Below are 24,098 nucleotides of genomic sequence, written 5' to 3'. Positions count from 1 at the left end.
GGAGAGTGCTATGCAATTATCTGTCGAGATCAGTAAGTATCCGTTAGCCGATGATTATATCGGGCCGATTAAAGGTTTTATTGCCGAGCTTAATAAGTATCCGGACGTAACCGTGCTTACCAACACCATGAGCACGCAACTGTTTGGCGATTATGATGCAGTAATGCAGGCGCTGCAGGCCTGCATAAAATGGTCATTTGCGCAGTACGGCAAGGTAGTGTTTGTCTGCAAGTTTATCCACGGCGACCTGCGGCCATGAATGAGCTGATAAGCCAGGCAATAGCGCAGTGGCAGCTGATGCACAGCATCGAGCTGGTGGCCACTTTGCTGGCGCTGGCTTATGTGATTTTGGCACTGCAGCAAAGCCTTTGGTGCTGGCCGGCAGCGTTGTTAAGCACGGTGTTATTTACCCATGTGATGTGGCAGTCGGCGTTATTATCTGACGCCTTGTTGCAGCTGTATTATGCCGGTATGGCCCTGTATGGTTGGTGGCGCTGGCAACAGTTAAAGCAGGGCAGTGCCGGTTCCCGCGGGCCGGTGTATGAGTGGCCGTGGCAGCGTCATTGCTGGCTAATCATGGCGACTGCTGTGGCCGGGCTGGCGCTGGGCGCGGTAATGGCCAACTACACCCATGCTGAATTTGCTTATCTGGATGCGCAAACCACCGTATTCAGTGTTATGGCCACCTGGCTGGTGGCGCGTAAACTGGTATCAAACTGGTTGTACTGGGTAGTGATAGATGCGGTATCCATTTACGTTTATGCGCAAAAACATCTGTATTTCCTCACCGGCTTGTTTATGCTGTATACGGTTATCGCTATTGCAGGGTACTTTATTTGGCGCAGTCATTATCAGCAACAACCGGCAGTGAGATTGAGCGTGTAACGCGGTTATGCCGGCGGTTGGAGTTTTTTGTTGCCAGACCGCCGTTGCAGGTTCGCCCGTTATCGCACGGCGAAAGTAACCAGAGCTACTATGTTAAAACGGCGCAGGCCGAATATGTACTGCGCTGTTATCCGGCCGATCTTGCCGTATGCCGTCAACAAGAACTGCGCTGCCAGCATGCCGCCGCAGCAAGAGGATTGGCGCCGGCACCTCTGTGTTTAAATAATCATTATCAGGTGATGCTAAGCGACTATATCAGCAACGGTCAGCCGTTTGATTATCAGCGTCACGGCCACAAAGCCTTGCTGGCCACTTTGGCGGCATTTCATCAGCTGAGTGTGCAAACTGCAGTGCTGGAGCCCTATGATTATTTGCAGCAGCAATTGGCTTTACTGCCCCGTGCAATACGTCCGGCACCGGCTGATTTGGCAACGTTGTACCGTGCGGTAACTCAGTTAGCAAACCAACCGGCGGACAAGGTATTGTGTCATCTGGATTTGCATGCCGGCAATTTACTGTGGGCGTCACAGCGTTTGTGGTTACTGGATTTTGAGTACAGCCAGCAGGCTGACAGCAGCCTGGATTTGGCGGCGCTGAGTTTGCATTTTAAATTGAATGAAACCGCAGAGCAGTTGCTGATAAGCGGTTATGCCGCAGAGCGCGGCGTGGCAGAGTTAACCGAAGTGTTGCAGCAAAAAATATTGCCGGCAAAACAGCTGTACAGCGGTTTTTGCTGGCTATGGTATCTGGGCTTACCCAACGCTCAGGCGCAAGCTGCTTACTGGCAGCAAAACATGCAGCAGTTGGCCGCGTTACAGGCCACCTAAACGTTCGGCCAGGGTTTTATAGCGCTTTACGTCTTCTTCACTGAACATAGGTTTGCCGTTGGCATCCTTATCTGCCGGTACCAATAGGTTTTCCCGGGCTAAACGTTCTACCCTGATAGTTTGCACGCCCAGAAATTCCGCTACCTGGTCGACAGTCATTAACGCCATGTTATTTTCCTTATCTCTAATAAACTTAGAAGTAATAGCTTAAAATCAGCCATTTGTGAATAGCCTGGCAGCAAGCGGGGCGAATATTTACTGCCAAACATACCCGGTTACACTTTTTTGCCGGCTGAGTGTAGGTTGGATGTTTTTATTATGTTAATTTCCTGAGGTTGAGATCAGGAGAAACTAACGATGTATAAAAATTCAATCGCTTTACTGGTGGGTGCCGCCTGCTTAAGCAGCTTATGGCTGCAAGCTGCTGAAATAGCTGCGCCGCTGGCGGTGCAGCAACCTTATACTGTGGCGTCGCCACATGGTGACAGGCAAGACCCTTATTACTGGCTGCGTGACGACAGCCGTACTTCGCCCACCGTGCTGGACTATTTACACCGCGAAAATGACTACGCCGATAAGTATGCCAGTGCTTATCAACCGCTTAGCGATAAGCTGACAGCAGAAATTATCGGCCGCATTAAGCAAGACGACAGCTCAGTACCCTATACCAAGGGTGATTACAGCTACTACAGCCGCGTAGAAAGCGGCAAAGAATATCCGATTTATGCCCGTAAATCCTTAGCCGATGGCACCGAGCAAATCATGTTGGATGTGAACAGGCTGGCCAAAGGCAAAAGTTATTATGCGGTAGCTAACTGGCAGGTAAGTCCGGATCAAAACTTTATTGCCTATATGGAAGATGACAGTGGCCGCCGGCAGTACAGATTAAAAGTGCGTGACCTGCGAACGGGTCAGGATTTGCCTGACGTGTTAACGGGATTATCGTCCAGCCTGGCATGGGCTAAAGACAGCAAAACCCTGTACCTGGTAAAAAATGACCCGGTAACTTTGCTCAGCACTCAAGTATTGCAACACACCCTGGGGCAAGACCCTGCTAAAGCCAGGCTGGTGTATGAAGAAACGGATAACAGCTTTTATATGGGCGTGGGCAATACCACCGACGATAACTATGTGGTGATTTACACAGAAAGCACCGTATCGGGCGAAATGCAGGTGATGGATGCCAGCAAGCCGGGCAGTGCATTTAAAAGCCTGGCGCCGCGTGAACGCGACGTTAAATATCGCGCTGATCATTTAAACGGCCGCTGGATTATCCAAACTGACTGGCAGGCACCTAATTACCGCATTATGGCGGTTGATGCCGATAAAATTGGCGACCGCGCGCAGTGGCAGCCGGTAGTTGCGCACCGTGACGATGTGTTTATTCAGGGCTTTACCGCTTTTAACAATTACCTTGCTATTAATGAGCGTAGCGACGGTTTGCGCCGTATTAAAATCATGCCGTGGGCTGCGCCGGCGAAATCGGTTTATATTGCTTCAGATGAAGCCGCTTACGTTACCGGGTTTGAGATTAACCCGGAGCAAAACACCGATTGGTTGCGTTATACCTATACCTCGCTAACGACGCCGGCCAGTGTGTACCGGCTGAATATGCAAAGTGGCGAGAAACAACTGCTGAAGCAAACCGAAGTGCCGGGCGGCTTTGACAAAAATAATTACGCTACCGAGCGGGTATGGGCCACGGCGCGTGGTGGTGTAAAAGTGCCGGTATCCTTGTTGTACAAAAAAGACTTTAAACGTGATGGCACAGCGCCGTTGTATCAGTATGCCTATGGCTCTTATGGTAGTTCATCTGATCCACGTTTTCGCGATACCGTGCTGTCGTTGGTAGACCGTGGCTTTGTTTATGCCATCGCCCATATTCGCGGCGGCCAGGAAATGGGCCGGCACTGGTATGAAGACGGTAAATTGCTGAATAAAATCAATACCTTTACTGACTATATCGACGTAACGGATTATCTGGTAGCCAATAACTATGCTGCCAAAGATAAAGTTTTTGGCATGGGCGGCAGCGCCGGTGGTTTGCTAATGGGTGCGGTAGCCAATATGGCGCCGGAGAAATATCGCGGCTTAGTTGCGCATGTACCCTTTGTTGATGTGGTTACCACCATGCTGGATGAAAGCATACCGCTTACCACTAACGAGTTTGACGAGTGGGGCAATCCAAAACAGAAAGCTTACTATGATTATATGCTGTCATATTCACCTTATGATCAAATCAGCAAACAGGCTTATCCGGCCATGCTGGTCACCACCGGTTTGCATGACTCTCAGGTGCAGTACTTTGAACCGGCAAAATGGGTGGCGAAGTTACGTACCCACAAAACTGATGCTAACCCCTTGCTATTTAAAACCACGATGGAAGCCGGCCACGGCGGTAAATCCGGCCGTTTTGCCCGTCAGGCACAAACAGGCGAAGAGTATGCCTTTATTCTGAACCTGCTTGGCATCACAGACTAGTTTGCTGTTGCAGTAAAAATTGAACCGGGCCTGTGCCCGGTTTTTTCTTGTCTTAAGGCATTTAAATAAGATCAATTATCATTTGCAACTGATTCTCAATTAGATTAAAGTGCGGCTCGAAAGTTAATAGGAATTATTATCATTAAGGAGCCGTTATGTCGTTGCCGCTTAACCGTGCCATTTTAGTTGCCGCTATGCTGGGGGGCAGCTTTGCCGCCCATTTTGCGGCACAAGCCCATGTACCGTATTTGCAGCCAGCCAGTTTTGAGCCCATTCGTGGTGGTTGGGTAAGCCTGGATGCGGCCTTTGCCGACCGCTTTTTTATTCCCGAAGTCGCCTTTGATAACAGCCGCTTTAGTGTGCTGACGCCCGCCGGTACTGCCGTAGCTCCAACATTAGTGCAATACAGTCATACCCGTACTACGGCTGAGCATCAGTTAACCGATGACGGCACTTACCGTTTCAGTACCGGCCTGCGTTATGGCGCCACCTTTCATACTTATGAGCAAAACGGTGAGCGTAAAAACAGCCGTGATGAAAACTTTGTCTTACCGGCCGGGGCTAAGTCTGTCGCGCATTTTCAGGCGGTAACCCGGGCTGAAACCTATGTCAGCAAAGGTGCGCCGGATCACTCTGCGCTTAAGCCCACAGCAGAAGCACTGGAACTGGAGTTTCTGACCCACCCGAATGACCTTTATACCGATAGCATAGTACGCGCGCGCGTGCTGTTTAACGGCAAGCCGCTGCCGCAGCAGGCAGTGAATGCCTATTTTGTTGAAGCTGGCGCTAATGATGAAAAAGTCACGCAGCAGCTTACTACCGATGCTGCCGGTATTATCAGTTTTCAGCCGCAGCAAGCCGGCACCTATTTGCTGTTAAGCCGCTACCGTGCCGACGCACCGGCCGGTGCCAACGTACCGCAATACAGTTACAGCTACAGCGTAGTGCTGGAAGTTACCCAATAGCGCTCACCCGTACCGCAGGAGTTTTACTGATGAACAAACAACACTTATACACCACGTTATTTTTGGCGCTGAGCAGTGCCTACCTTAGCGCCTGCAGCAGCCAGGCTGGTGCGGATAGGCTTCAGCTGGACGAGGCGCAGCAACAGCAACTTTCTGCCGAACGCGCCGGCCATTTACGCCAAACCCATGTGCGTTTTAATGCGCTGGATAAAGATGAAGACGGTTATATCAGTCGTGTTGAGTTTAGCCGCTCCGGCGACAGTGCCTTTAGCCGTATGGACACCAATAAAGATGGCGTGTTATCTGCCGCCGATCCTAAGCCGGCGCCGCGTGGCGAGGATACGCGCTCTGAGCAAACCAGGGCAGAGCAAAGCCAGCAACAAGCGCAAAACCCGCCGCCACGGCGCGAACGCCTGCTGCAAATGCCGACCACTCACTCAGTAGCGGGCATGCTGGCAATGTACGACAGCAACAAGGATGGCAGGGTAAGCCGCGCCGAATATGAGCAAGGCCGTGCCGCCCAGTTTGCCGGTGTCGATACTAACCGCGATGGTGCACTGAGCTATGACGAATATGTCAGTGAATTTGCCGACCGGCTGGACCAGCAGATTAGCCGCACTGTGACTGAACGCACAGCGCTTAGCAAATAAACCGCGGCAGGAGAGTATTACTATGCAGTACACCTTATTGGCGTTGGCTGTTAGCCATGCTATTGCTTTGCCGCTGCTGGCACAAAGCACAACCCCGGAGCTGGATACCGTATCGGTAACTGCGCAGGCACCGCAAACAGCCAACAGCAAACAAACGCAGCAGCTTAGTGCCGCTGAGCTACAACAACAACAGGCACAAAACATTGCCGATGTGGTGCGCTTTGTACCGGGTGTCACCACCACCGATATGGGCCGTTTTGGCAGCAACGGCTTTAATATTCGCGGCCTGGACGGCGACCGGGTTGCTATTACCGTCGACGGTTTAGCACTGGGCGAAACGCTGGACCCGCCCAGCTTTGTTGCCTATGAGTTTTTCCGCTCTGCCCGTGGTGGTGTGGATATTGATGCGTTAAAGCAGGTTGAAATTATCAAAGGTGCCGATGCCATTGCTGCCGGCAGCGGTGCTTTGGCCGGTGCGGTATTGTTTGTTACCAAAGATCCGGCTGACTATCTTGGGCCACAAGGCGACGACAGCCATCTTGGGCTAAAAGCCGGCTTCAGCGGTTTAAATGATGAAACCTCGTTCAGTACCACCCTGGCAAACCGCAGCGGCAAGCTGGAATCTTTGCTGGTGTACACCCGCCGCGACGGGGAAGAAAACAAAACCGCCCGCTCCGGCGAAAATATCAGCGGTGCCGGTCGCACCCTTGCTGATCCGCTGGATTACAGCAGTGATAACGTGCTGGCTAAGTTGCAGTATCAGTTAACTGATGCTCAGCGACTGGGCTGGACCGGCGAATATTTTACGCAAAGTAGCGAGCTGGATAATCAATCCAGGCTGGATAGCGTGTATTTATTGCGCCGCGGCAATGATGACATTGAGCGCAAGCGCTTTGGTCTGCAGTATGAGTGGCTGGCGGCGCAAACCTTTGCTGATAGTGTCAATGCCACCCTGGATTACCAGTCCAATTACACCAATGGTTTAACCACCATGCTGACCACCGGCTGCAGCGGTGCAAGCAATGGCGAAGTATCGCCTTGTCTGCGCAGTGAAGATCGCGACTTTAAGCAACAACAAGTGAAACTGGCGGTAGCACTGGATAAAGAACTGTTTGGCAACATTGTGCAGCAGCAATGGCTGTATGGTGGCTCAGTTGAACAGCGTAAAGTGGAATACTCTGCGATAGACCGGCGTTATATCGGCCAAACCGGCGAGCTGGCCAGCCCGCCGGTCATTGACCCGGATCAGGTGCCTGAAACCGACGTAACGGCAATAAGCCTGTATGCCCGCGACGTTATTAAACTGGCGCCGCGCTGGACATTAAGCCTGGGCGGCCGTTTTGACGCACTAAAATACCGCCCGCAGTTGGACGAGCAGTTCAGTGACAACACCCAAACCGTCGCTGATGTCGATTTTTCCGCCTTTACCTGGCAAAGCAATCTGACTTATCAGTTGGATACCGCGCAGCAAGTTTGGCTGCAGGCCGGGCGCGGCTTTCGTGCGCCGACGGTAGCCGAAATGTATTCGCCAACGTCGCTTATCAGCCGCACCGAACAGGCTACCGGCATAGTGGTAGATGACTTATGGAGCAGTATCGCCAACCCCGATCTAAAAGCCGAGCGTAGCCTGAATCTGGAAGCCGGTTACCGTTATCAAACCGACACGGTATTGTTTGGCGTATCGATATTTAATGACCGTTACAGCGATATGATAGATACCGTAGTATTGCTGCAAAACCCCGATACTGTTTACGAGAGTTGCTTCCGCGGCGTTTGTACTGAATCGCAGGGCAACCAATATACCACTATGGCCAATACCGGCGAAGCTGATGTCAAAGGTATAGAACTGGAAGCAGCTTGGCGCATCAGCCACGCCGTTAGCTCGCGGCTGGCGCTGTCCTATAACGATGGCGAAACCAAAGATGGTGAGCCACTGCGCAGTGTTAACCCAGCCTCTGCCGTATTGGGCCTGCGCTACGATGCTGCCAACTGGGACCTGACAGCGAATATTACCCACAGCGCGGCGAAGAAAGCCAAAGATGCTTACAACGCCGATGGCAGTGAAGCCGCAACCTACCCGTATCTGACCGACAGTTACACCGTAGTTGATCTAATGGCCAACTTTGACATCAGCCCGCAGTGGCGCTTAAGTGCCGGTATTTATAACTTGTTCGATGAAGAATATTACCAATGGCAGCGGGTGCGGTTTGTCACTAATTGGGTGGGCAGTGGTGTGCGCGGCGGTGTACTGCCGGGCGGTGAAGGTTTGCAGCGTTACAGTGAACCGGGCCGTTACGCCAAACTGGCCATCAGCTACAGCTTTTAATGTTTTCTCCCGCCGCTATGCAACCGCTGGCGCACAGCCTTCCCCCTGCTGTAAAAGCAGGGGGCTTTTTGCTGACGCTGGGCACGGTATTAACAGCACATTTATTGCCGCTGTTTTGGTATCTTGCTGAGGATAACAGCAGTGCGCTAATAACTCAGCCGCCAGTGTTAACCGGCGTATTTGTGCAACAGCCGGCCTCACAAGCTGTAGCAGCGCAGTCGTCGCCACCGCCAAAGCACAAGCGGGAAGCAGAAAATAAGTCCGAAGTTAAACCTGAACCTGCCAGGGCGCAGGCAAAACCCGCCGCGGTTAAGCAGCCCAACGCAATATCAGCTAAGCCCGATAAGCCTGCAACCAAACCTGTCCAGCCGGCAACAGCAGCCGCACGTCAGCCAGAGCCTGTCTCGTTAGCTGACACGGCGACTGTTGCCGACACAGTTGTTGATACTGTTGCCGATAATGCGGCCACCAAACATAGCGCAGCGGCTGCAGCCGTGCCGGTATCGGCGCCGTTAGTGAATGCCTCGGCGCACTATAATGCACCACCGCTGTATCCGCAGTTATCGCGCAAACTGCGCGAGCAGGGCACGGTAGTGCTGCAGCTGACTGTGCTGGCCAGCGGCAAGGTAGCTGATGTCACCCTAGCGCAAAGCAGTGGTTACGCCAGGTTAGACAAGGCAGCGTTGCTGGCGGTGCAGCACTGGCGCTATCAACCGGCACAGCGTGCCGGCAAAGCAATAGATTACCGCTACCGTCAGCGGGTAGAGTTTTCCTTAACCGAAGGAGTGAAATAATGACGCAACTAACTGACAATCCGTACGGCATGGCAGCGCTGTGGGCTCAGGGCGATTGGGTGATTAAAGGCGTTGCAATCTTACTGCTGTTAATGTCGGTGGCCAGCTGGAGTGTCATTATCTGGCGCAGCCTGCAGCTGTGGCGTCTGCGCCCGGCTAATAACGCTTCGCGTGACTTTTGGCACGCACAAAGTTTTGCCGAAGGTTTGCAGTTGTTGCAGCCCGGTAGCAGTGCCAGCCCGTATCGCATGTTGGCTGAAGAAGGTCAGGCGGCGGTGGATCATCACCGGCTGCATAAGGCCGATTTACACGGCCAACTGAGTTTAAACGACTGGCTAAGTGCCTGCTTACGTAATGCTATTGATGACAACGTACAACAACTGCAGCGCGGCCTGCCGGTGTTGGCGTCGGTAGGCTCAACTGCACCCTTTATCGGCCTGTTTGGCACGGTGTGGGGCATTTATCATGCGCTGGTCAGTATTGGCGTGTCCGGCCAGGCGGGTATTGATAAAGTGGCCGGCCCGGTTGGCGAAGCGCTGATCATGACGGCAGTAGGCCTGGCAGTAGCGATACCGGCGGTGCTGGGTTATAACGCTTTGCAGCGCGCTAATAAAGGCGTGATTACCCGACTTAACCGCTTTGCTCATCAGTTGCACGCCTATTTTCTTACCGGCGCTGCGCCCAAAGCCAATGTCAGTGTGCTAACCAATAAGCAGGAGAGTGCGTAAATGGCGTTTTCTGTTGCTTCGCCGGATGATGACATCATCAGTGAAATTAATATGACACCGCTGGTTGATGTGATGCTGGTACTGCTGATTATTTTTATGATCACCATGCCGGTATTAACTCAATCGGTGCTGGTAGAGTTACCTCAGGCCAGTGCAGAGCCCACTACGACACAACCCGAAAGTATCGCTATCAGCGTACTGCGCGATGGCACAGTGCAGTGGAACAGCGAGCCGCTAACCGCTGCACAACTGCAACAACGGCTTACGCAAGTTGCCGCCATGCCACAGCAGCCACCGCTGCAATTAATGGCTGATAAAGCGGTGGAATACCAGCATGTGTTAACGGTCATGGCACTGGCGCAGCAGTTAGGTATTACCCGGCTGGGGTTTGTCACTGAGCCGATACATTAGCTGGCAATATGCTTACTGCCGCAGTTGCCGGGTTAGCGCAGGTAGCAGCGGTTGCCAATTGTGGTTAAGGATATGGCAGACGTCAAAATCTGCCACCTGTTGCTTGGCAATACCGGCCAATTCAGGCTGCTGTGTTAAAAACCGCTCTGCGGTGCGGCCGTCTTCCAGCACTATTTCCACCCGGCCTTGCAACATCAGGCCAAAAGCTTGTTCGTCACTGCTAACCAGTACCCTTACTCCGGCAAATTCCTGCTGCTCTGCCATCTTAAAACCACGAATATGGCTTATCAGCAAATCGCTGCGCTGTTGCCAGTTAACCAGCTTATCTGCCGATAAGCTGTAGGCATTTAGCCGCAAGGTATCCAAAGGTACCGGCACCACCAGCAGTTCCGGGTGTGTTTCATCTAATTGGCAAATGCGGAACAAATCAGCATCAATCAGCCCGTCTTTTAATAGCCGGAAGCGTCGCTGCGACGGCAGGGCAATAAACTGTGGCTGATAGCCCAGGCCGGTATAAGCCTGCGTCAGCTGTCGCTGCAGTTTTTGCCTGAGTGCGGAGTCACCCAGCGGCATGCCAATACGCACCGGTTGCGCCAAAGCACAACTACAGACCAGTAACAGCACAGCAAGCACAGATGGTTTCACACAGAAATCCGGTGGTGGCGGTAAATACAGTATAGCCAGGCTGGCAATTTGCCAAACCGGCATGGGAGGGCAGCATAACAACATCGTCTCGGGCAGCAAGCTCATGTTTAATGCCTTCTGTGGAATCGACAGAAAGCTGGTTTTCGCTTTCAGACTTATATTTGTTTCAATTAATTATCAAAATGTTTAATATTCGGCTCAATTAAATGTCTCTATGTGATCGAAAAAAGGAATTTATGTCTGCACTTAGCTTAAACGCATCCGAAAAACAGGATATCCAACATTTTGTTGAATCTCTGCAGAAAGTTGAACAAACAGAGAAAGATCGTTTCCTTGCGAATTTTGCCGGTAGTAACGAAGCCGGCTGGCGTCGGTTTATTAAAGGTGGATACAACCATCCCATTACTTGGTGGATTGGAATATTTCAGTTACAGATGCAAATGGGAATGTGGGGGCACGGACACAAAGGTGCTGCAAGCATCAGAGCAAATGAACTCTGGAAAATTACTCAGCCATTGCGTGATGAAATTACCGGTAAAGTTACGGGGGGTAAAACGCCGATACTTTCAGACATTGTTCGTTATAACTTTAAATACCGTAAAGCCGATATTGCCGGTCGTCTTTTGGGCGGAAAATTTACCAATTATGCCAGTACGGGAGGAAAGTTAGGCAATAAAAATCTGCCGGGCAGTGCCAAAGTTGCTGTGGCAATTACTAATTTCGGCATCGCGTCTTACGGAGCAGGTATAAAGGCTATCGCTGAGGGACACAAATCGCTTGATGCAGTTATTCAATCAGTTTTAACCGGTAGACCCGATGGTTTGCCACCGGGATATAACAAGTTGGCGGATAATTCTGTAACACCACAAGAGCTGGAACTGGTGCATGGCTTAGAGTTAGGGGTATCCGAAATAATGACCTTGTCACAAGTTGAACCCGCGCCACTACCAATTAAAGAGTTTTGTGCTAAGCCGGAAAATATAAATTTAAAAGGCCTTTGTAAATGAGTGGAACCTCTCGCTTTGTCATGGGGTTGCGTCGTTTTCTGGCGGACCTGTCTTTTGAGATTTTTCTGTATGCCGGCTTAATTTCTGCTGCGGTGATCTGGTGGCAGACCGGATCTTTGTATGCTGCTATTGCCGGCTTTGTTTTGGTAACTGCAGTGCTTGGCGCGGTTTCATACCGTCTGATTGATGCCGGGCAAGTGGATGATCAAAAACGCTCCTGGCTGCCGTTGTTTGGAGTGGTTGGTGTTATTGCCTTCGGTACCTTGTTGGCTTACCTGTGGCAGTATTTTGTTTGAGGGTCACAATGTAAACCGTGTCATTTTAATGCTAGCCTGCTGCAGAGAATTTCGTTTTCTGAGGCCTTTCAATGCCCTATACCCGTGTTGTGTTGTTAACCCTGCTGGCACTTGTTGCTTTTGCCGGTAACTCCTTGTTGTGCCGTGCGGCATTGGCGCACACCCAAATTGATGCTGCCAGTTTTACCACTATCCGGCTGCTATCCGGCGCAGTGGTGTTATGGGTATTAGTGGTGCTGCGTAACAGAAACCGCCGTGACAGTGTGAAAGTGACAGGGCATGGTAATTGGCAATCGGCACTGGCGTTGTTTGTTTATGCTGCAGGGTTTTCCTTTGCCTATATCCAACTTAATACCGGCGTGGGGGCGTTGATCCTGTTTGGCGCGGTGCAAACCAGCATGATAGCGTTTGGTTTGTGGCGTGGTGAGCGTTTTACAACCGCACAGTGGCTGGGTTTGCTACTGGCCTTTTCGGGGCTAATCGGGCTGTTATTGCCGGGGCTGTCGGCACCACCTCTTACCGGCGCTATGTTGATGATTGCTGCCGGTGTCGCCTGGGGTGTGTATTCGTTGCGCGGTAAAGGCGCCGGCGATCCTCTGCAGGTTACAGCCGGTAATTTCAGCCGCACGGTGCCGATGGCGTTGCTGTTAAGTCTGATGTTACTTAGCCGGGTATCATTAGACAGCACCGGGGTTTATTATGCGTTGCTGTCCGGTGCTTTAACCTCAGGTGTCGGCTATGCCATCTGGTACAGCGCTTTGCCGCTGCTTAAAGCTACTACTGCAGCAACGGTGCAATTAAGTGTACCTTTGCTGGCAGCGCTTGGTGGTGTAGTACTGTTGCAAGAGCCGGTTACATTACGTTTGCTGTTGGCAGCATTGGCGATTTTGGGTGGTATCGCGCTGGTGGTGCTGACAGCTAAGCGCCTTTAGCCTTGCAGCAGACTATTTAATTGCCGACGGGGCTAGCAGTCCGGATGCTAACATCCGGAAGGCTTCAACAGCTTTGGCAGTAACCGCTTCCGGTGAGGCACTGGCAGCAATCCACAGTGCGGCGTTCAGCGCGGCACCACTTAGCAACCTGGCGGCAGCCTCGGTATCTACAGGTTTTAATACACCTTGCGTAATCAACAGTTCTAATTTTTGCCGGGTTGCCTGCAAACAACTGCTTTGGCTGGGCCATTGTGACGGATCGCCCAGTACTGCCGGGCCATCAAGTAATACAATACGTTGTACCTCAGGCTCCAGCGCCATGCGGATATAGGCCGCGCCTTCAGCCAGTAAGCCTTGCCAGCTATCGGTTTCTGCCGCCGCAATTTGTTGTGCGCGCTGCGCCATGTCGGAGTCAATCTGGTCGACCACCGCTGCCAGCAGCCCACGCTTGTCGCCAAAATTGTGATACAGCGCGCCCCGCGTTAAGCCCGCTGCTGCCGTCAACTCATCCATAGAAGCTGCGGCATAGCCTTTTTCGGCAAAAGCTTTTCTGGCTGCAGATATCAGCCTGGCGCGGTTATCCGCCATAGTTGTGGCGCGTTTGTTCAATTATTTATCCTCAACATCATATACGGGGCGTATATTAATTTGACATACGTCTCGTATAATTATAATTTGACATACGCAGCGTATGTTTTGCTTTGTAAGGTTACCATATAGCAGATGTCGTTGCAGTTTGTGAAGCCCTGACAGCACTTTGTTGTATTTGTCGGTTGTTATTAAGCAAAGAGAGTATACCTATGTCACAACGCGAAGCTATTTTCCCGGCCAACCGGCATGCACTTTATGAGGAGCACGGCTATTCAGCGGCTATTCGTTCCGGCGATCTGTTGTTTGTGTCCGGTCAGGTAGGCAGCCGTGCCGATGGCAGCCCGGAACCTGAATTTGCCCGCCAGGTTGAACTGGCATTTGACAACCTGCAGGCCACACTGGCAGCAGCAGGTTGTACATTGGATGACATTGTGGATGTCACGACCTTTCACACCGACCCGCAAAATCAGTTTGAGAGCATTATGCAGGTGAAGCAAAAAGTGTTTCCTGCTAAGCCTTACCCAAACTGGACTGCTGTTGGTGTTACCTGGTTGGCCGGCTTTGATTTTGAAATCAAGGTTATTGCACGTATCCCGTCATAGCACGCTGTTGTAGCATAGTCATCGCGTCATAATGAAAAATCCCTGCCGAAGCAGGGATTTTGTTATGTCATTAGCTGCATGCTCAATACTTGGCAGCAACGCCTTCGGCCGGGATGGCATCTAAGATAAACTGGCGCAAATCGTCGTTAGATTTCTGTAAATCCTCAGCGCGCAGATACATCATATGGCCGCTGCGGTAGCCTTTAAAGCTAAGGCGGTGCTTCATTTTGCCGCTGGGGTCTAACTGCCACATATTGTATTTTGCGTCGAAATAGTTGGTAGCGCCGTCATAATAACCTGACTGGGTTAACACCTTTAAGTAAGGGTTTTGTGCCATCGCCTGGCGCAGGTTTTCGCCGGTGTTGTCATCACTTCTGTCCCACGGATGCACCGGGCCAAACATATTGTATTTAATGTCGGTTTTGTAGTTCAGCTCGTTACGCAGGTAGTAGTTAATGGCCGGGGTAAATGAGTGTAACCAAGAGGTTAGCTCTGCATTGTAGTCTGGGCGGTCGCCAGCGTCGCGTTTATCAATGCCTAAGTAGCGTGAATCCAGCCGGCCGACGGTTTGGCCGCGATCACGCAGCAGCTCTTTCCAGTAGTAATTAGTAGGAATATCCAGATTGTTTTGCAATACCGCCTGCAGTGACAAGCCGGAATAGCGGGCTACCTGCTGAGCTATACGTTGCTTCTCCTCGTCGCTGATGGCATTACCCTTGGCCAGCGCCGGCAAGTACTGGTTTAAGGTAAATTGTTCTACTTCCGGCAGAATGTCGTATAAGTCTTTTTGTTGCAGCTCGCTTGCCAGTTTGTTGTGGTACCAGGCTGTGGCAGCAAAATATGGCAGGCGGTTAGCTGCTTCAACCGGACCTTCACGCTTGATCCCAAGCTCTGTTGGTGACACCAGCACTACGCCGTTTAAATACATCCACTGCTGGTTTTGCAGGGCCAGTGCCAGGCCGGATACCCGGGTAGTACCGTAGCTTTCACCGATTAAAAACTTCGGTGACTGCCAACGTTCATTGCGCGTGACAAAAGTATTAACCCATTCAGCCAGGTACTTTACGTCGGCATTGACGCCAAAAAACATTTTTTGCTGCTGCTCTTTTGACGGCATTTTGCCGTCTTTGCCCGGCAACACACGTGAGTAACCGGTATTTACCGGATTAACAAACACGATGTCAGCGACATCCAATACCGAATAAGGGTTGGTTTTTACGCCATAAGGCTGCAGCGGATAACCTTCGTCGTCGACATTTAAAACTTTAGGGCCGGTGTAAGCGACATGCATCCATACCGAGGCCGAGCCCGGGCCGCCGTTAAAAGAAATAAGTAACGGGCGCTTACTGCGATCTTTAATATCACTGCGCTGGTAGTAGGTATAAAACAAGGTGGCGGTAGGGTTGCCTTCTTCATCCCATACCGGCTGGGTACCGGTTGTAGCGCTGTAGCTGAAGCGCTTACCGTTTACTTCGGTTTTATGCTCGCTTACCACAGAGCTGTCAATTTCTATCTGGCGCTCTGTGGCCATTAACGCCGTGCTGCTTAGTAAGATCAGCAGAGCGAAAGATTGCAGTAGTTTCATCGGACCCCCGGATTATTATTATAAAAAGTATTATAGCTGTACGCGGTAGCGCAAAAAGGTAGCCTAAAAAACAGCTGAATACAAAAGGCTTGAGACCAGGTAACGAAAAAACGCTGCCATATACAGTCGCGAAAGCGGGAAGCGAAACAAGTTAATAACGCGAATTGTTATCAGTAGTATGATATTGAATTTAAACATAATTTTGCCAGTTCCGCCATCTTGCGCTATACTTGTCGGCATATTTTCCGCCGCATAAAAAGGTTCACGCAATGAAAGGCAATCCACAGGTGCTGTCAAAACTAAACGAGGTGCTGACAGCCGAATTAACCTCGATTAATCAATATTTTTTACACGCCCGTATTTATAAAAACCGTGGTTTAAAAGCGCTGAACGACGCGTGCTACAAAAAGTCGATTAAAGATATGAAGCAAGCCGATGAGCTGATAGAGCGCATTTTAATGCTGGAAGGCCTGCCGAATTTGCAGGCGCTGGGTAAGCTGCGTATTGGTGAAGACAGTGAAGAAATGCTGCAGTGCGATATGGATTTTCAAATTGAACAGTTGCCGTTGTTACGCGCGACTATCGCGCTGTGCGAAACGGAACAGGATTATGTCAGCCGCGATATGCTGACAGAAATGCTGGAATACGAAGAAGAGCACCTTGACTGGCTGGAAACGCAACAGCATCAAATTAGTATTATGGGGCTGGCAAATTACCTGCAGGCACAGCTGGGAGGCGAGTAAATGAAAGGCAATAAAACCATTATTGATGCGCTGAATGTGCTGTTAGCGAATGAGCTGGCTGCGATGGATCAGTACTTTATTCACTCACGGATGTATCACGACTGGGGTTTGCATAAGCTGTTCGAGCGTATCGATCATGAATTCGACGACGAAAAAGGCCATGCTTCCAAACTTATTGAACGCATAATCTTCTTAGAAGGTGTGCCGGATATGAGCAAGCGTGATGCTATTCACGTTGGCAAAGATGTACCGGCCATGCTGCAAAATGACTTAAATGTGGAATACACGGTGCAAAAGCTGCTAAAGCAAACCATGGCATTGTGTGAGCAACAGCAGGACTACGTTACCCGCGCTATGTTGCAGCAGTTATTGGATGATACAGAAGTTGACCACGCCCATTGGCTGGAGCAACAGCTTAACCTGATTAAACTGCTGGGCCTGCCCAACTATCTGCAATCGCAGATGTAACAGGTGCTTTTAGCTACATGCAAAACAATACTTCAGTTTTGCATGTAGCGCTGCCAGTTCAGCTTTGCCCTCCGGCTGACAGCGGTACAGTCTGGTAAGGGCTGTCAGCGGCATATACAGCATATCCAAACACAGTCGTTTTTGATCGTCGCTATGGCCGGCATCTGTCGCTGCGTCGGCCAGAGTAAATAAGGCATAGCGCAAGCACCATTCCTGCAACAGGCTGTTACGTTGCAATGCCAATTGGGTGGCCAGCCGGCAACAGCAGCCGCAATAGTCAGACACCAGCCGGTAGTAGTCACAAGGCTGCACATCACTTTGCTTTAACAGCCTGCTCAGACGGCTGAAATCCTGCCACAGCGCGGTGTTGATCAGCATAAGCATTTATCTCCGTTTTGAATATTAAGCTGCATTAATGCAAAGCATGTGACACCGGTAACGCATGACAGAATATCTTGTCCTGTAGCGCTGGCGCGGCCAACTGACTAAAGCGGCACAGCTCGCGGCGCAGATTACAGCTTTCCCGCAGCAGGGCGATATTGGCCGGATGCGCCGGCGGTATTTGTTGTTGCAGCTGTATTACCTGCTGCAAGGCGCGGTTTAACGTGCTTAGACAGCGGCGCCAACGTTGTTGCCTGGCGTAAGTTTGCGCCAGGTTTTGCACACTGATCGATAGGCAGATAATCAGTAGGGCGGTGCCGTCTTCGCCGCGCGGCACCGTCGCTCTTGCCAGTTGCGCTTCGTGTTGTGGCCAGCTTTGTGCCAGCATAAATGTGGCCTGGCGGTATAAGTCGGCAGCCAGGGCGTAGTGGTCGTGGGCAAAAGCGCTATTGGCCTGGCGGATAATGTGTTTCCAATGTTCAATCGCATCCATATTCTTCATCCTGTCAGAAGTTCGCTTAAAAATATGGCTTGTTTTTCCCTTAAATGCAAATGATAATGGTTATCATTAATAAATTAAGGAGTGCACCATGTCTTTTACTCTGCCGGACTTACCCTATGCTTATACGGCACTGGAACCCCATCTTGATGCGTTAACCATGCAAATCCACCACAGCCGCCATCATCAAACTTATGTCAACGGCTTAAATGCGGCGCTGCAAGGCAGCGCCTATACTGACTGGTCGTTAACGCGTTTACTGCGCGAAATACATACACTGCCAGAAGCTTTGCAACAAGCTGTGCGTAACCATGGCGGCGGTCATGCTAACCACAGTTTGTTTTGGCAGGTAATGGCGCCGGAAGGCGGCGGCGAGCCGGCCGGGAAATTGGCTCAGGCAATACAGCTACGTTTTGGCAGTTTTGCCGAATTTAAGCAGCAGTTTATTCAGGCCGCACTAAGCCGGTTTGGCAGTGGTTGGGCCTGGTTGGTGGTGGATCAGCAAGACCAGCTACAAGTAAGCAGCAGCGCCAACCAGGACAGCCCGTTGATGGATGGTTTAACACCTATACTGGGATTAGACGTATGGGAGCATGCCTACTATTTGCAGTACCAAAATAAACGGCCGGACTATGTGGCGGCCTTTTTTAATGTAATTAACTGGCCACAGGTTGCACAGTGGTATTCGGAGCAGGTATGAAGCTGTCGTTGTTGCAATCCCCCGGGTTCGGCGGCCGTAAGTTTGCCGGCGCGGCCATTGTGTTACTGGGTGCGGGTTATGGTTTGCAGCAGTTGCTACTATTGCTGCAACAACAACCTCAGGTAGGTTATGCCTTTTATGCCGGTATGATAGCTGCAGCCGCTACCGCTGCCGGCGCAGTGCCGGCACTGTTTATGCGGCGTTTATCGCAAAAGCTGCATGATGTGATGTTGGGCTTTGGTGCCGGCGTTATGCTGGCCGCTTGTATGTTTTCCTTAATTGTTCCTGCGTTGGCGTTACTAACCGCTGGCGGCACTGCACCCTAGTACAGCTCCGGCAGTGTAGCATTGGCCATTTTACTTGGTGGGGCTTTTATGTTGTTGCTGGAACGTTTGGTGCCGCATCAGCATTTTATTAAAGCTGAGGACCGGCTGCGTGGTCAAACCTTACGCCGCAGCTGGTTATTTGTGTTTGCCATAGCGCTGCATAATATTCCCGAAGGCCTGGCCATAGGGGCTTCTTTTGCTAGCGGCGACACTGCCGCAGCCACGGCCCTGGCTACCGGCATTTCTGTGCAAGATATTCCCGAGGGCCTGGTGGTAGCGATGGCCTTGTTGGCGGTGGGCTATAGCCGCGCACTTGCGGTGGGCATAGCCGTGTTGTCCGGTTTAACCGAGCCGGTGATGGCGATTATTGGTGCGGCCGTGTTGGGCGAGTCCAGCCTGTTGTTGCCCTGGGGCCTGGCACTGGCTGCAGGCGCTATGTTGTTTGTTATAAGCCATGAAATGATCCCCGAATCACATCGTCAGGGCCATGAACTGGCGGCGACCAATGGTTTAATGTTGGGCTTTGTCTTAATGATGCTATTGGATACCGGCTTGGGTTGATATGAAAACAGGCACTATTGTTACTGCTAAAGTATTTATGTAATTAATTTGCTTTTTTTAAATAAAAACATTGCTTATTTTTTAATGTGGAATGAATATATGCTGCTAAAAATTATTCTTTTACATTAACTTACGGAATTAGCATGGAAGTTAAATATAACGCTTTTAAAGCAGCACTGGTCGTATCGCTGGCCTGCGGTTTGGCAGCTTGTGGTGGCGGTAGCAGCAGTGATAATTCAGGGGCTGTTGTGCCTGAACCGGTTGCAACATCGTTGCTCAATGGCAAAGTTATCGACGGTTATGTCAGTGGTGCTAAAGTATGGCTGGACATTAACGGTAATGGCGTGTTGGATGAAGCTGAGCCTTCTACTGTATCAATCCAGGCCGGTGACTATGCTCTGGAGCTGACGGCTGCCCAGCGTGAATGCGTAACTTACGCTACCTTGTACGTTGATGTGCCGGTAGGTGCAATAGACGAAGACAGCGGCGAAGTAACCGAAGCCTATCAAATGGCCAGGCCGGCGCAGTTTCAGCCGTTAAATGAAGCCGCTTTACGACATATCTCGCCGTTAACATCGGTATTATGGCAACAGGTACAGGCGCAGTTATCCGACAGCGGGCAGCAGCAATTATCGTGTGCCGCGCTAAAAGCCAAAAGTGAATTGGCTGCACAGATCCGTCATGAGATTGATGACATTATTCGTACTACAGTAGACAAATATAATATTACCGCAGATAAGATTTTTGCCGACTTTATTGCCGCTGACGATGAGCCAAGTTACCAGTTGGCGCAAAGTATCGTTAAAGGCTTAAAAGCCACTTTTGCCTACAAGCAGCAATTGAAGCAACAATATCCAGATGCCACTTATATCCGCAATCAGTTTTATCAGGGTAGCGACATAGATAACAACAATGCTTACCCACAGGCCTGGTATCGCGACACTATGCTGTCATTTAATAGCGGCTACAGCACTGAGCTGGTAAAAATGAATGACGAGCTGACGGAAGTGGTGCGCGATATTTATTTGCGTGAGCATACAGATGTAGCTTGGGGTGACGGTATGTTAAGCCAGACAAAAGATATTTACAGCTACGGCGGTGATGGCGCGGAGTACACATGCTCTAATATTGAAGCCGTATCTGTGATTAAAAGTGGCGTAACTTATGGCCTGTCAGGTAGTGGTAATGCCACTGCAGCAGCAACAGTGGCTGAATGTAACAATAACGATTTTGGCAGTGCCGGAGGCAGCAGCTTTAGTGTTGACTACGTGGAAGCGGGTATTCACTATTACACCAGATTAGATGTTGCTAAAGACAAAGCAGAATACCAGCTGTTTGCGCACTGGAATGACTTGCAGGATAAAGCCGGTGAGTTAGATTTTGCCGATTTAATATCCTACCTGAACAACAGCGGTTATAAGTTTAATGACACAGTATTGTTGGATGTTAGCTATTGGCATAAAAGATCTACCGACGATCGAACAGCTAACCGTGTGCAAGTGGATAAGTTCTCCGATCGGCCGTGGGAAAAACTGCAATATCAAGCCGATGGTACGTACATTAAAACCTGTAGCACTGATGAAGGTCAAAGCTGGGTAGCGTGTAACGAATAACAGCCGGCTTTTATGCCTTATCTAAGGTAGCCTGACGCCCTGTCAGGCTACCGACACATTTTATTACAATCCTGCTGCAGCCTTTACTGGCAGCCAGAGCATCAATTCATTACATTAAAGTAAACTTACCCTCATTCTTTGTTTGTTCACAGGTATTAAGATGAAAAAACTATTTGTTATCAGCGCTGTAGCGCTGGCTGTACTAACCGGCTGTGCCGGCGAACGCGGTATGTCTGCTGATGCGCAAGCTGCACAGCAACAGCTGCAGGGCCAGGTGTTGGTAAGCCCGAATGACAACCGCGCTTATAAAACCCTGGTGCTGCCGAATAAACTGGAAGTGATGCTGGTATCGGATCCAACAGCCGAAAAATCTGCTGCCGCTTTAAGTGTTGGTGTGGGGTTATTACAAGACCCGATGAGCCAGCAGGGCATGGCGCATTATTTAGAGCATATGCTGTTTTTGGGCACCGAGCGCTACCCGGATACCAAGGGCTACAGCGAGTTTATGACTGCCAATGGCGGTGCGCAAAATGCCTATACCTGGCTCGATATTACCAACTATATGTTTAAGGTAAACAACGGCGCTTACGACGAAGCATTAGACCGCTTTTCAGACTTTTTTAAAGCGCCCAAGCTGTATCCGGAGTACACCGATAAAGAGAAAATTGCGGTTAATGCTGAGTGGTCAATGCGCCGTGAGATGGACTTTTTTGGTCAGTACAATTTATCGCGCAGCATGATGGGTAGCCACCCGGCTAACCGGTTTTTAATCGGTAACCTGGAAACACTCGGCGATAAGGAGGACAGCAAGTTACACCCGGAAACCGTAGCGTTTTACCAAAAGTACTATTCAGCCAATATTATGAAAGTGGCGCTGCTGAGTAATTTACCGCTGCGTGAGATGGAACAATTGGCGGTAAAACATTTCAGCAGTATTGAAAACAAAAACATTGAAAAGCCCGGCGTTACGGCAGAGTTAGATTTTAGCCGTTTAGGCGGAAAACGTATTCATTATGTGCCGAACCAGGATGTAAAACAGCTGCGGCTGGATTTTACCATCGCCAATAACACTGAGCGTTTTGCCGCTAAACCGAATGAGTTTATCAGCTACCTGCTGGGTTCTGAAATGCCGGGCACGCCGGCTGAGCAGCTAAAAGCCATGGGGTTGATTTCAAAGCTTAACGTCAGTGCCACGCCGGACTTATACGGCAACTATGGCTCGTTAAGTATTGATGTTGAGCTGACCGATGCCGGCATGCAAGCGCGCGAAGGTATAGTGGCAACTATTATGCAGTACATCGAACTGGTAAAACGCCAGGGCGTGGACAGTAAATACTTCAGCGAGATACAAACCAGCCTGAATAACCAATTCCGCTTTTTGGAAAAAGGCGATGAGTTTGGCTATGTGTCTAACCTCGCCGATGCGATGCAAAAAGTACCGGCGCGCAACGCTGTTAATGCCCCCTTCTACTATCAGCGTTTTGACGCGGCAGCCATACAGGATGTATTGGCGCAACTAACGCCAGAGCGCCTGCGGGTGTGGTATATCAGCAAGCAAGAGCCGCATAACAGCAGCCTGCATTTTTATGACGGCAAGTACAAAATTGCTGATATCAGCGCGGAAGAGCAGCAAAGCTGGCAACAAAGCCCGCAACTGGCCCTGACACTGCCGGCGGTAAACCGCTTACTACCGGAAAACTTTGCCGTTAAAGCGCCACAGGCACAGCAAAAGCCGGAGTTAGTGCTGCAACAAGACGGTATCAGCGCTTGGTTATATCCCAGCCAGCAGTTTGCCGATCAGCCGCGTGGTGTGCTGGAAATCTTCTTTAACACCAAAGCACCGCAACAAGACATAAAAGCCAAAGTGTTACTGGCGCTGTGGCACGATTTATATAACCTGCAGCAAAGCGCTCTGGCTACAGAAGCCGATATTGCCGGCATGCAATTACGCCTGACTGCCGGCAGCGGTATGGCGCTGACGGTGGCCGGTTTTACTGACAAACAACCACAGCTGTTGCAACAGGCGCTGGCCGGTTTAACGCTGAACAGCGACGTGCAAAGCTTTGCTCAGGCCAAAGATCGCTATGTGCGCGGTTTGCAAAATCAGGCGAAGCAATTCCCGTTTTATCAGGCCTTTAATGCTTACAACAGCCTGGTTCGTAACGGTAATTATGAAACAGAGCAGTTAGTGGCAACGGCAAATGCCTTAACCGCAGACGAGCTGCAGGCGTTTATCAATACTACGCTGGCGCAAAACCAACTGCGTATTTTTGCTTTTGGTAACTACGATAAGGCGGCGGTAGAACAGGTGGTGGCTACAGTAAACCGCGCTTTGCCGGCACAGCGTAGCGAACTGCCATACAGCCGCACCGCTTACTGGCAACCGGCACCTGGTGACACCCTGGTGCTGCAAAAAGACATTGATGTGGCCGATGTAGCGCTGGTTGATGTACACGTACACCCCGAGCCGTCTTACGCTCAGTTAGCCCGCGCCACCGTGTTGAAAAGCCATTTCAGCAATGTCGCTTTTGACAAACTGCGCACAGAAGAGCAGTTAGCCTATGCGGTAGGCGGTACAGCCATGCAGTTGGAAGATTATGTCGGCTTTGCTATGTATATCCAAACGCCGGTAAAAGGTGTGGCCGATATGCAGGCACGGTTTGATTTATTTAAACAACAGTACGCCAAAGAACTGGATGCTTTAACTGAAGAAGCGTTTGCACAGTTAAAAGCCAGTACTTTGGTTACATTAAAAGAGCCGCCAAAGAACCTGCAGGATGAAGTAGGGCCGTTAATTACCGACTGGTATCGTGAGAAGTTCAGTTTTGACAGCAAGCTGCAGTTAATTGCGGCCGTTGAGCAGGTTAGCCTGGCCGATGTAAAAGCGTTTTACCACGAAACCATGTTAAACGCCAAAGCGCCGCGCATTTCGGTGCAAATGCGGGGTACTAAGTTCCGCGACCAGCCGTTTGCCGATTTACCCGGCCAGACAAAAGTAACCGACATTGCCGCCTTTCATCAGCAGATGAAAAAGCAGTAAGCCGGCACCGCTAAGTAAAAATCCACCTCCATAGGAGGTGGC

Annotated in this window: 27 protein-coding genes; 21 read left to right on the top strand and 6 right to left on the bottom strand. The window is 50.6% G+C overall.

The features are described from left to right. Positions 1-10: 10 nt before the first annotated feature. Genes HRH59_RS13525 through HRH59_RS13515 form a run of 3 tightly spaced genes read left to right on the top strand, consistent with a single transcriptional unit; the run spans position 11 to position 1,712 of the window. A complete protein-coding gene (locus HRH59_RS13525; RefSeq protein ID WP_173501808.1) occupies positions 11-259 on the top strand; it encodes a YkoF family thiamine/hydroxymethylpyrimidine-binding protein in 249 nt (82 codons plus the stop codon). Continuing rightward, positions 256-885 carry a nicotinamide riboside transporter PnuC gene (gene pnuC / locus HRH59_RS13520; protein WP_173501807.1) on the top strand — a complete coding sequence of 210 codons (630 nt, stop codon included), beginning with the start codon at positions 256-258 and terminating at the stop codon, positions 883-885. The genes HRH59_RS13525 and pnuC overlap by 4 nt, the downstream gene beginning before the upstream one ends. Next, positions 837-1,712: a phosphotransferase gene (locus HRH59_RS13515; RefSeq protein ID WP_173501806.1), complete on the top strand. Its 876-nt coding sequence runs from the start codon at positions 837-839 to the stop codon at positions 1,710-1,712. Before pnuC ends, HRH59_RS13515 begins: the two co-directional genes overlap by 49 nt. Here the strand turns inward: HRH59_RS13515 and HRH59_RS13510 are convergent. Next, on the bottom strand, positions 1,698-1,880 hold the full coding sequence (locus HRH59_RS13510) for a MerR family transcriptional regulator (RefSeq protein WP_173501805.1): 183 nt from the start codon (positions 1,878-1,880) through the stop codon (positions 1,698-1,700). The two genes, HRH59_RS13515 and HRH59_RS13510, sit on opposite strands and share 15 nt — an antisense overlap. Before the next feature lie 189 nt (positions 1,881-2,069). Between HRH59_RS13510 and HRH59_RS13505 the strand changes: the two genes are divergently transcribed. From HRH59_RS13505 to HRH59_RS13475, 7 genes are all read left to right on the top strand, one after another. After that, positions 2,070-4,193, top strand: coding sequence for a S9 family peptidase (locus HRH59_RS13505; protein WP_173501804.1), 2,124 nt, complete (start codon positions 2,070-2,072; stop codon positions 4,191-4,193). 155 nt (positions 4,194-4,348) lie between these two features. After that, positions 4,349-5,158 (top strand): DUF4198 domain-containing protein, encoded by an 810-nt coding sequence (locus tag HRH59_RS13500; RefSeq protein ID WP_173501803.1) that lies wholly within the window; start codon positions 4,349-4,351, stop codon positions 5,156-5,158. Positions 5,159-5,187: 29 nt separating this feature from the next. Further along, a complete protein-coding gene (locus HRH59_RS13495) occupies positions 5,188-5,808 on the top strand; it encodes an EF-hand domain-containing protein (protein ID WP_173501802.1) in 621 nt (206 codons plus the stop codon). Between the two features lie 22 nt (positions 5,809-5,830). After that, complete coding sequence (locus HRH59_RS13490) at positions 5,831-8,134, top strand: TonB-dependent hemoglobin/transferrin/lactoferrin family receptor (RefSeq protein WP_173501801.1); 2,304 nt, start codon at positions 5,831-5,833, stop codon at positions 8,132-8,134. 68 nt (positions 8,135-8,202) lie between these two features. Next, positions 8,203-8,928 carry an energy transducer TonB gene (locus HRH59_RS13485; protein WP_173501800.1) on the top strand — a complete coding sequence of 242 codons (726 nt, stop codon included), beginning with the start codon at positions 8,203-8,205 and terminating at the stop codon, positions 8,926-8,928. Next, entirely contained in the window at positions 8,928-9,656 is a 729-nt protein-coding gene (locus HRH59_RS13480) for a MotA/TolQ/ExbB proton channel family protein (protein WP_173501799.1), read from the top strand. The genes HRH59_RS13485 and HRH59_RS13480 overlap by 1 nt, the downstream gene beginning before the upstream one ends. Further along, positions 9,657-10,067: an ExbD/TolR family protein gene (locus HRH59_RS13475; protein ID WP_173501798.1), complete on the top strand. Its 411-nt coding sequence runs from the start codon at positions 9,657-9,659 to the stop codon at positions 10,065-10,067. Positions 10,068-10,079: 12 nt separating this feature from the next. Here HRH59_RS13475 and HRH59_RS13470 read toward each other — a convergent pair whose 3' ends face one another. Continuing rightward, positions 10,080-10,712 carry a hypothetical protein gene (locus tag HRH59_RS13470; protein ID WP_173501797.1) on the bottom strand — a complete coding sequence of 211 codons (633 nt, stop codon included), beginning with the start codon at positions 10,710-10,712 and terminating at the stop codon, positions 10,080-10,082. Positions 10,713-10,948: 236 nt separating this feature from the next. Between HRH59_RS13470 and HRH59_RS13465 the strand changes: the two genes are divergently transcribed. The 3 genes from HRH59_RS13465 to HRH59_RS13455 all read left to right on the top strand — a co-directional run bounded on the left by HRH59_RS13465 (position 10,949) and on the right by HRH59_RS13455 (position 12,947). Further along, a complete protein-coding gene (locus HRH59_RS13465) occupies positions 10,949-11,719 on the top strand; it encodes a hypothetical protein (RefSeq protein ID WP_173501796.1) in 771 nt (256 codons plus the stop codon). Then, positions 11,716-12,015 carry a hypothetical protein gene (locus tag HRH59_RS13460; RefSeq protein WP_173501795.1) on the top strand — a complete coding sequence of 100 codons (300 nt, stop codon included), beginning with the start codon at positions 11,716-11,718 and terminating at the stop codon, positions 12,013-12,015. Before HRH59_RS13465 ends, HRH59_RS13460 begins: the two co-directional genes overlap by 4 nt. A gap of 71 nt (positions 12,016-12,086) precedes the next feature. Beyond that, complete coding sequence (locus tag HRH59_RS13455) at positions 12,087-12,947, top strand: DMT family transporter (protein WP_173501794.1); 861 nt, start codon at positions 12,087-12,089, stop codon at positions 12,945-12,947. A gap of 12 nt (positions 12,948-12,959) precedes the next feature. Here the strand turns inward: HRH59_RS13455 and HRH59_RS13450 are convergent, their stop codons facing one another. After that, positions 12,960-13,556, bottom strand: coding sequence for a TetR/AcrR family transcriptional regulator (locus HRH59_RS13450; RefSeq protein ID WP_218573524.1), 597 nt, complete (start codon positions 13,554-13,556; stop codon positions 12,960-12,962). Positions 13,557-13,747: 191 nt separating this feature from the next. Here HRH59_RS13450 and HRH59_RS13445 point away from each other — a divergent pair, with 191 nt between their 5' ends. Continuing rightward, the gene (locus tag HRH59_RS13445; RefSeq protein ID WP_173501793.1) at positions 13,748-14,140 is read left to right on the top strand and encodes a RidA family protein; all 393 of its coding nucleotides are present in this window, start codon (positions 13,748-13,750) and stop codon (positions 14,138-14,140) included. Positions 14,141-14,222: 82 nt separating this feature from the next. On the opposite strand, the gene HRH59_RS13440 is transcribed toward HRH59_RS13445, so the two are convergent. Then, positions 14,223-15,725 carry a S10 family peptidase gene (locus HRH59_RS13440; RefSeq protein ID WP_173501792.1) on the bottom strand — a complete coding sequence of 501 codons (1,503 nt, stop codon included), beginning with the start codon at positions 15,723-15,725 and terminating at the stop codon, positions 14,223-14,225. Between the two features lie 269 nt (positions 15,726-15,994). Between HRH59_RS13440 and bfr (HRH59_RS13435) the strand changes: the two genes are divergently transcribed. Both bfr (HRH59_RS13435) and bfr (HRH59_RS13430) read left to right on the top strand, forming a co-directional pair. Continuing rightward, positions 15,995-16,468 (top strand): bacterioferritin, encoded by a 474-nt coding sequence (bfr, locus tag HRH59_RS13435; protein WP_173501791.1) that lies wholly within the window; start codon positions 15,995-15,997, stop codon positions 16,466-16,468. After that, positions 16,469-16,936 carry a bacterioferritin gene (bfr, locus tag HRH59_RS13430; protein WP_173501790.1) on the top strand — a complete coding sequence of 156 codons (468 nt, stop codon included), beginning with the start codon at positions 16,469-16,471 and terminating at the stop codon, positions 16,934-16,936. It begins immediately after the preceding gene. 9 nt (positions 16,937-16,945) lie between these two features. Here the strand turns inward: bfr (HRH59_RS13430) and HRH59_RS13425 are convergent, their stop codons facing one another. After that, positions 16,946-17,314: a hypothetical protein gene (locus HRH59_RS13425; protein ID WP_173501789.1), complete on the bottom strand. Its 369-nt coding sequence runs from the start codon at positions 17,312-17,314 to the stop codon at positions 16,946-16,948. A 34-nt stretch (positions 17,315-17,348) separates the two neighbouring features. Next, positions 17,349-17,810: a hypothetical protein gene (locus tag HRH59_RS13420; RefSeq protein ID WP_173501788.1), complete on the bottom strand. Its 462-nt coding sequence runs from the start codon at positions 17,808-17,810 to the stop codon at positions 17,349-17,351. A 97-nt stretch (positions 17,811-17,907) separates the two neighbouring features. Here HRH59_RS13420 and HRH59_RS13415 point away from each other — a divergent pair, with 97 nt between their 5' ends. From HRH59_RS13415 to HRH59_RS13400, 5 genes are all read left to right on the top strand, one after another. Continuing rightward, positions 17,908-18,516: a superoxide dismutase gene (locus HRH59_RS13415; RefSeq protein ID WP_173501787.1), complete on the top strand. Its 609-nt coding sequence runs from the start codon at positions 17,908-17,910 to the stop codon at positions 18,514-18,516. After that, complete coding sequence (locus HRH59_RS19200; protein WP_218573523.1) at positions 18,513-18,842, top strand: hypothetical protein; 330 nt, start codon at positions 18,513-18,515, stop codon at positions 18,840-18,842. The genes HRH59_RS13415 and HRH59_RS19200 overlap by 4 nt, the downstream gene beginning before the upstream one ends. A gap of 21 nt (positions 18,843-18,863) precedes the next feature. Then, on the top strand, positions 18,864-19,403 hold the full coding sequence (locus HRH59_RS19195) for a ZIP family metal transporter (RefSeq protein ID WP_218573522.1): 540 nt from the start codon (positions 18,864-18,866) through the stop codon (positions 19,401-19,403). A 143-nt stretch (positions 19,404-19,546) separates the two neighbouring features. Continuing rightward, complete coding sequence (locus HRH59_RS13405; RefSeq protein WP_173501786.1) at positions 19,547-21,016, top strand: hypothetical protein; 1,470 nt, start codon at positions 19,547-19,549, stop codon at positions 21,014-21,016. Between the two features lie 160 nt (positions 21,017-21,176). Further along, positions 21,177-24,056, top strand: coding sequence for an insulinase family protein (locus HRH59_RS13400; RefSeq protein ID WP_173501785.1), 2,880 nt, complete (start codon positions 21,177-21,179; stop codon positions 24,054-24,056). Positions 24,057-24,098 lie beyond the last annotated feature (42 nt).

Origin of the sequence: Rheinheimera lutimaris (genome assembly GCF_013283795.1) — a bacterium.
Taxonomy (GTDB): domain Bacteria; phylum Pseudomonadota; class Gammaproteobacteria; order Enterobacterales; family Alteromonadaceae; genus Alishewanella; species Alishewanella lutimaris.
Note: the sequence above shows the minus strand (reverse complement) of the source record. Positions and strands in the feature narration are given on the sequence as shown.

Bases quoted from the DNA above. Each gene is read 5' to 3' on its own strand.
- HRH59_RS13525 (WP_173501808.1), top strand. From the start codon at position 11: ATGCAATTATCTGTCGAGATCAGTAAGTATCCGTTAGCCGATGATTAT.
- pnuC (WP_173501807.1), top strand. From the start codon at position 256: ATGAATGAGCTGATAAGCCAGGCAATAGCGCAGTGGCAGCTGATGCAC.
- HRH59_RS13510 (WP_173501805.1), bottom strand. From the start codon at position 1,880: ATGGCGTTAATGACTGTCGACCAGGTAGCGGAATTTCTGGGCGTGCAA.
- HRH59_RS13505 (WP_173501804.1), top strand. From the start codon at position 2,070: ATGTATAAAAATTCAATCGCTTTACTGGTGGGTGCCGCCTGCTTAAGC.
- HRH59_RS13500 (WP_173501803.1), top strand. From the start codon at position 4,349: ATGTCGTTGCCGCTTAACCGTGCCATTTTAGTTGCCGCTATGCTGGGG.
- HRH59_RS13495 (WP_173501802.1), top strand. From the start codon at position 5,188: ATGAACAAACAACACTTATACACCACGTTATTTTTGGCGCTGAGCAGT.
- HRH59_RS13490 (WP_173501801.1), top strand. From the start codon at position 5,831: ATGCAGTACACCTTATTGGCGTTGGCTGTTAGCCATGCTATTGCTTTG.
- HRH59_RS13480 (WP_173501799.1), top strand. From the start codon at position 8,928: ATGACGCAACTAACTGACAATCCGTACGGCATGGCAGCGCTGTGGGCT.
- HRH59_RS13475 (WP_173501798.1), top strand. From the start codon at position 9,657: ATGGCGTTTTCTGTTGCTTCGCCGGATGATGACATCATCAGTGAAATT.
- HRH59_RS13465 (WP_173501796.1), top strand. From the start codon at position 10,949: ATGTCTGCACTTAGCTTAAACGCATCCGAAAAACAGGATATCCAACAT.
- HRH59_RS13460 (WP_173501795.1), top strand. From the start codon at position 11,716: ATGAGTGGAACCTCTCGCTTTGTCATGGGGTTGCGTCGTTTTCTGGCG.
- HRH59_RS13455 (WP_173501794.1), top strand. From the start codon at position 12,087: ATGCCCTATACCCGTGTTGTGTTGTTAACCCTGCTGGCACTTGTTGCT.
- HRH59_RS13445 (WP_173501793.1), top strand. From the start codon at position 13,748: ATGTCACAACGCGAAGCTATTTTCCCGGCCAACCGGCATGCACTTTAT.
- HRH59_RS13440 (WP_173501792.1), bottom strand. From the start codon at position 15,725: ATGAAACTACTGCAATCTTTCGCTCTGCTGATCTTACTAAGCAGCACG.
- bfr (WP_173501791.1), top strand. From the start codon at position 15,995: ATGAAAGGCAATCCACAGGTGCTGTCAAAACTAAACGAGGTGCTGACA.
- bfr (WP_173501790.1), top strand. From the start codon at position 16,469: ATGAAAGGCAATAAAACCATTATTGATGCGCTGAATGTGCTGTTAGCG.
- HRH59_RS13425 (WP_173501789.1), bottom strand. From the start codon at position 17,314: ATGCTGATCAACACCGCGCTGTGGCAGGATTTCAGCCGTCTGAGCAGG.
- HRH59_RS13420 (WP_173501788.1), bottom strand. From the start codon at position 17,810: ATGGATGCGATTGAACATTGGAAACACATTATCCGCCAGGCCAATAGC.
- HRH59_RS13415 (WP_173501787.1), top strand. From the start codon at position 17,908: ATGTCTTTTACTCTGCCGGACTTACCCTATGCTTATACGGCACTGGAA.
- HRH59_RS19200 (WP_218573523.1), top strand. From the start codon at position 18,513: ATGAAGCTGTCGTTGTTGCAATCCCCCGGGTTCGGCGGCCGTAAGTTT.
- HRH59_RS13405 (WP_173501786.1), top strand. From the start codon at position 19,547: ATGGAAGTTAAATATAACGCTTTTAAAGCAGCACTGGTCGTATCGCTG.
- HRH59_RS13400 (WP_173501785.1), top strand. From the start codon at position 21,177: ATGAAAAAACTATTTGTTATCAGCGCTGTAGCGCTGGCTGTACTAACC.